Origin of the sequence: uncultured Gimesia sp. (assembly GCF_937919775.1) — a bacterium.
Lineage (GTDB): Bacteria > Planctomycetota > Planctomycetia > Planctomycetales > Planctomycetaceae > Gimesia.
In genome coordinates this window covers 1-5,676 of sequence record NZ_CALFPF010000626.1, presented here as the reverse complement: position 1 = coordinate 5,676, position 5,676 = coordinate 1, and the positions used below count along the sequence as shown (strand labels likewise).

Annotated in this window: 4 protein-coding genes; all 4 read right to left on the bottom strand. The window is 52.5% G+C overall.

All coding sequences use genetic code 11. The features are described 5' to 3' along the window. Nucleotides 1-86 precede the first annotated feature (86 nt). A complete protein-coding gene (locus Q0294_RS17915; RefSeq protein ID WP_299468183.1) occupies nt 87-1,058 on the bottom strand; it encodes a hypothetical protein in 972 nt (323 codons plus the stop codon). 175 nt (nt 1,059-1,233) lie between these two features. Continuing rightward, entirely contained in the window at nt 1,234-2,196 is a 963-nt protein-coding gene (locus Q0294_RS17910) for a D-alanine--D-alanine ligase (protein WP_299468182.1), read from the bottom strand. A 171-nt stretch (nt 2,197-2,367) separates the two neighbouring features. After that, nucleotides 2,368-4,581, bottom strand: a complete 2,214-nt coding sequence (locus tag Q0294_RS17905; protein ID WP_299468180.1) for an HlyD family efflux transporter periplasmic adaptor subunit — start codon at nt 4,579-4,581, stop codon at nt 2,368-2,370. Between the two features lie 34 nt (nt 4,582-4,615). Next, entirely contained in the window at nt 4,616-5,518 is a 903-nt protein-coding gene (locus Q0294_RS17900) for an HlyD family efflux transporter periplasmic adaptor subunit (protein WP_299468178.1), read from the bottom strand. Nucleotides 5,519-5,676 lie beyond the last annotated feature (158 nt).

Genomic DNA, 5,676 nt, shown 5'->3' with positions numbered 1-5,676 from the left:
AATTATCGATGTCTCAGTTCGCACTTACAAACAGATAGCGTGAATACTTCGGGCTGAAACCAGTTCAAGAGTAATGGAAGCCCGTTTCAGCGCTGCATCAAAGTGCGCTGGCTGCTCTGCTGTTTGAGTGGTCGGCGGGAAATTTCCTGCCAGTGGCGGATGTCGATTTCGTAGGGGCCGTGCGGGCGGTCAAAGCCGCCGTAGTCGCGATAATATTTTTCCAGCTTGCCGATTTTCTGATCGACGCGCAATTCTCCCCTGCGTTGACTTTTGGGAGAACGGCCCCAGACGATTTCGGAACCGCCGGTGGTAATCAGGCGGTAAACCAGATCATCCAGTGCCAGTTCCGTGGTGGTGCGTGGCGGTGCTTCGATGGAAACAATATCGAGTTCTTTCCAGTGCGGGCCGAGCGCTTCTGCCAGTTGCGCCGCTCCCGTGACGGTCAGATCTCCCCAGGAGGTACCGGCGGGGCCTGCCGGGTTCGAGAGAATACCCGTGATGACCGGATAGCGACGCGCATCGGAGACCGAAAAATCTTCGGGCGGTAACAGAACCCCCTCGTTGTCAACCGGGAACAAAGCCTGCTTGATCTCGACCATTGCCGCCGGCTTGCGGAACAGAACTTCCACTTCCAGCGTGTTCGTTTTCTGGACGGAAACCACTTTCTGCACCCAGGGGTGTTTCTGGAACGCGTCTGCGATTTTCAGCACCAGTCCCTGATCCAGCAGAGAGACTTTCTCCGGCAGTTGACTGCGTTTGATGACCTGATCGACGATATCAATGGGGACATAATGTGGCGGAGCCGGTATCAGCGAGAGCTTTTTCGTTTCGAGCTGATATTCTTCGAGTTGCGACAGATCGGGAAGCTGATGTTTGAGTTTCTGGAAAAAGAACAATCCCGAAGCGACGACCGCCAGCATCAGCAGAACTTTCGGGCGGAAAAGCACTTTAATCAGAAAAGAAGGGCTCAGCGCAGACGCTTCTTCCTCCAGTTCTTCTTCCTCAATCACTTCGACCTTTTTTTTAACCGGTCGTTTTTTGGGGGCTTTTCGACTCATACGCTCTTATTTATCGTGTGGCTCTGCAACGGTATTGCCAACCCGGCGCACAGGTGGGTGGAAACTGCGCACCGACTCCTACAATAGATTATCGCTATCTCACGCTGAAAGAGTTGGGGCGCTCCGCAGAAAAGTCGCAATTCCTCACGAAAACAGGCCGCCTGGTTAAACTTTATCAATTTTGCGGCTTGTGGGCGGCTTTTGTCAGACAATTAATGAGAGCACGTTCGCACAGCTCGCCAAAGTCGAGACCAGCATGCGCTGCTGCTTTGGGAACCAGACTGTGATCCGTGAATCCGGGGATCGTATTCACTTCCAGCACCCAGGGTTGCTGGAAGCGGTCGAGCAGGATATCAACGCGCACAATACCCGTGGTGCCCAGTGCTTCGCAGGCACTCACTCCCGTTTTGATGATGGCCTGAACCACATTGGTTGGCAGATTGAATTCGAACAGGTACTCGGTTGAGTCATCGAGGTACTTGGCCTCATAATCGAAAAACTCGTGTGGTGTTTCAATCTGGATCAGGGGCAGTACCTGATCATCGACCAGACTGACCGTCCATTCCGAGCCTTTGATGGCCGATTCCAGAATGCCGAATGAGTCATAGTGAAAACAGCGTGCCAGCGCCTGAGGCAGTTCTTCGGGAGTTTTGACAATCGTCACACCGAGGCTGGAACCTTGTGCGTCCGGCTTCACCACCAGAGGATAACCCATCGTTCGGGCGTGTTGTTGAATGCGCTGGGCATCGTCGGATTCATGTATCAGCACATAGGAAGGCGTACTCACATTGTGTTGAATAAACCGTTCTTTCGAAGCCGACTTACTGAAAGCCAGTTTGGACGTAGGTGCATCGCAGCCCGAGTAGGGAACTCCCAGCCGATCCAGGGTGGTTTGAATCGTGCCGTCTTCTCCATAAGTACCGTGTAAGGCGATAAAGACGACATCGCAGCCGGACCAGTCATAGGTGTCGAGATCCACCAGAGAAGGATCGATGATTTTCACTCGATGCCCGCGGGCCGACAGGGCGCGGCCGACCGCTGCACCACTTTTCAGACTGATGTCACGTTCTGCCGACTCCCCACCAGTGAGGACGACAATATTTAATGTGGGAAGTGAGTTGCTTTGTGGATCGGTCATCGAGAAGCCTCCTTGCCGCCAGACTCATTTTGAAGTCGAGTTTTATACTTAAAGGGTCATGTTTTTACTGTGAATCGCGGAATTCTAGCAACTCGGCACCAATCTGGAAATGTTGATCTTGTGTACGGATCACATGTCAGTCTGGGGTGTTTGTTGAAAATGCGGTGGATATTACTGGAACAGGCGAATGGTTTTTCTTAGTTGTCGATAGGCTTTATTCCCCAGCGATTCCGGTGAAACGGAGATTTTTGCCAAACCGGAAGCATGTATCAGCGGCCGTTCAGAAGGGGGCTCCAGGGTAACCCGGGCGAGATAAGAGGTGTTTCTCAGTTGCCGTTTGCCTGTCGAATCGAGTTCAGTTGTGATTTCTTCGCGATGAATCAAATTCGGATGCAGGTCTTCCATGTCGATTTCCGCGATTTCCTGAATGGTGCCTTTCAAAACATGGCCCGGATATTCATCGAGCAGAATGCGAACCGACTGGCCGGGTGCGATGAATTCGACATCTTCCTGGTCCACAATCAGCCGGGCCTGAAGCTGGTCAGGATCGCCGAGCGAACAGAGCCAGGTGCCCCGTTCCAGGAAACAATCCCGATTTTCCGGATCGAGGGGTGAGCCCGACCAGCTGGAAAGTGATTCCTCTTCCTGAGAAACCGGTTTGGGAGGCGCAGAAATTAATGTGCCGGTGAGGGGAGCCCTCAAACTGAGCCGCCGCTGATCGGTCTGGCGCTGCTGCAGCTGATCTTTCAGATCGGCCAGTTGTTCTAACGCCGTCGGGAGTTCCCGGGCGGCTTCCGGGTCATCCAGCTGGCGTCGTTCCAGTGTGGAAATGCGAATTTCCTGCTGGTTGATCTGGCCCGTGAGTTTGAGAATTTCCTGGTTGATTTCATCATTCTGTAACTGGGCAATCAGCGCACCCTGCTGCAGCACCGTTTGCGGAGTGGCCGCCGACTTGAGGAATCCGGGTGCGGTCACATAAACGTGTTTGGCATCCTTGAGTTCGATGAGTGCCGGGGCGCTGATCCGATGCGGCAGGGGAATGAACAGCAGACCTGCGATTAGAATCAAAACGAGCGCGGTGCGAATCAGAAAACGTCGCCATTGGATTTGGCCTGTTTTCGCATAGGTCTGAACTTCATTCACGCCGGACTTCAAAGGCATAATCAACATTCCCATTAGCACAAAAGCTCCCATGACCTGAGCGATGACTTCCAGACCATACGGTTCCAGCACATAATAACAAACCGTCAAAATCACGATCACAATAAACCAGCGATACAATACCGAGGCAATGCCGTACAGGAACAAAAATCTTCGCAGCCGCCTCGGTTCTTTCAGCAGCGTGTCGGCCTTGTGTCCGAAGAACCAGTGATGCAGGCGATTGGAAACAATCGACTGAGCCCGTTGTCTCAAGTTGGGTACTTCCAGTAAATCCAGTAGGATATAATAACCATCATAACGCAGCAGGGGATTCCCATTCAGTAACAGAGTACTGACCGAACAGACAAAAACCACGTTCAGGCAGAGCGAATGAAACAGCCCCGGATAGGAAAACCACCACAGAAAAACGCAGATTGCTGAAATGATAAGTTCGACAAAAATGCCGGCAGAACTCACAATGATGCGGTGCCATTTACTGGGCATGGTCCAGGCATCGCTGACATTCACATACAGGCAGGGAATGAAGGCCAGCAGCATCACTCCCATCTCGTGACACTCGCCTCCAAACTGTCTGCAGGCTACCGCGTGCCCCAACTCATGCAGCACTTTGACCAGCGCCAGACTGCAGCCGAGCAGGATCAGATTTTTTGCTTCGAAGAACGTCGTAAAATCCGGAAGCTGCGCGATGACGGCGTCCAGATGCGTGATGATCAATGTGCACGCCGCTGTCATCAAAATCAGTACCGCCAGCAGAAACAGCGGAGTAAAACAGACCGCGGTCCAGGGCTGCAGCCGATTCAACAGGCGGTGCGGATCAATGCCTCGAAATCGAATGGCCAGCGGATTCATCAACCGGGAGCGCAGCGCCTGTGACTGCTTTTGTGTTCGCCGCTCCAGTAGAATTTCGCCTTGGCCAAAGGCGTCGGCGAGAATCAGCCCTTCCTGATGCAGGCGTGATAAAAATCCCTGCAGTTGAGAGGCTTCCAGTTTCTGAGGCGGAAATCGCTGCTCGTATTGACGCCGAATCGTGACGAAAGAAGACCGTCCATCCAGCAGCTTCAGAATAAAAAATTCCTCATCCCGCAGTTGATAGTACTGCAGCGAAAACGGATCTTTGATGCCCCAATAGGTTTTGCCGCCGAACTGCAACGGTTGAACTTGCAGGTCGGCCCGCATTCGCAGACGCAGTGGCTGATTCGAAAAATCTTGAGGGCCGAACGACATGGTGGCTGTGGCAGTTTTCTCAATCGAAAGGGGTTTATTTGATAATCAGGGAAGCACGCATACCCGGTTTGAGTTTGAGTTCGGGATTTTCAATCTCAGCCCAGACACGCGTCTGGTTATTGACCGGATTAATTTCAGGACTGACAAACGAAATTTTTCCCGGGAACTCAATTTCCTGCTTCGTTCCCGGATTCACAACGAGCGTCACAGGTCGGCCTTTCAGATCCTGTTCCTGCAGACGCGATGCATTCACGAGTCCTTCTGCACGCAGACGATCCAGTTTTAAGATGCGTAGTACGGTATCGCCGGGACGGACCCACTCGCCATCTTTTGTCATAATCTGAACGACCATTCCCGAAATCGGTGCCACCACTTTGCGTCGCTGGACTGCCAGTGCGGCAATCTCCTGTGCGTTCCGTTTCAGACTGGCTTCCAGTTGAGAAGTCTTTGCTTCTTCGGTTGCCTGCTCGATTTCCAGTTCCGCTTTCTCTGCGGTGAGCTTCAGCCGATCCAGTTCAGTTTTGGAAATACTCTTGGGATATTTCTTGATGGAATCTTCTGCCCGCAGCAGTTCGGCTGTCGCCACTTCGTGTGCCTTGCGGGCAAAGCGAATGTTAATATCATTTTCGGCTTTGAGTTTGGCCATTTCGTATTCCAGTTTCGCCTGCTGCTGAAGCAAAACCGCTTCCCCATCTTCAATCTGCGCCAGGATCTCCCCTTTCTGAACCGTCGCACCTTCCTGGACCAGCATTTTGTCGAGCTGACCGACTTCACGCGCGGGAACCTCGACCTGTTCAATCAGGCTGACCAGTACCGAATCAATCCGCAGGTCGGCAGAACCCGCTGCTGGTTCGTCCGCCGCCGTGGCTCCGCTATGGGCCAGCAGAATTCCGGCGCTGATGGTGAACAAATAAATTAATACTCGTAACTGACTCATGGTCTTCCCTTCCTGGTGAGGGGAAAGTAAAAGGAATTGATCAGGTCAAAGACGGAAACAGGCTCCGTAAACGTTGCTTTTCAGGTGTTTTCAACTCATACCACATCCGCATTTCGAAGGCTATCTTAATTGCCGGAACTCTGTTCACGCGATGAAAA

Excerpts from the sequence above, each read along its gene's own strand:
- Q0294_RS17900 (WP_299468178.1), bottom strand. The coding sequence starts at position 5,518 with ATGAGTCAGTTACGAGTATTAATTTATTTGTTCACCATCAGCGCCGGA.
- Q0294_RS17915 (WP_299468183.1), bottom strand. The coding sequence starts at position 1,058 with ATGAGTCGAAAAGCCCCCAAAAAACGACCGGTTAAAAAAAAGGTCGAA.
- Q0294_RS17910 (WP_299468182.1), bottom strand. The coding sequence starts at position 2,196 with ATGACCGATCCACAAAGCAACTCACTTCCCACATTAAATATTGTCGTC.
- Q0294_RS17905 (WP_299468180.1), bottom strand. The coding sequence starts at position 4,581 with ATGTCGTTCGGCCCTCAAGATTTTTCGAATCAGCCACTGCGTCTGCGA.